This window comes from Massilia sp. CT11-108, assembly GCF_047302915.1.
Lineage (GTDB): Bacteria > Pseudomonadota > Gammaproteobacteria > Burkholderiales > Burkholderiaceae_D > Telluria > Telluria orientalis.
In genome coordinates this window covers 1-255 of record NZ_JBKYMO010001615.1, presented here as the reverse complement: position 1 = coordinate 255, position 255 = coordinate 1, and the positions used below count along the sequence as shown (strand labels likewise).

Annotated in this window: 1 protein-coding gene; it reads left to right on the top strand. The window is 53.7% G+C overall.

Going from position 1 to position 255, the window contains the following annotated elements; all coding sequences use genetic code 11:
- On the top strand, positions 1 to 255 hold a 255-nt coding region (locus ACEN88_RS35790; RefSeq protein ID WP_413347134.1), incomplete at both ends, for a hypothetical protein.

Below are 255 nucleotides of genomic sequence, written 5' to 3'. Positions count from 1 at the left end.
CTCCGAAGGTTACTTCAACCAGCTTAGCCAGCTTGTTCGAATCGTCCGCCAACATATCCGACCCTACCTGCCCAGCATCCTTGCGACGATCAAGGAGTATTGGAGTAGCAGCCCGCAGCTACAAGCCACCATTCTTTCTTTGATCGAGGCTATCGCCCGCTCGCTGGAGGGCGAGTTCAAGGTCTACTTGGCTGATGTTCTGCCTCTTATGCTCAGTGTTCTTGACTCTGATCAAACCGGCAAGCGGTTACCCTC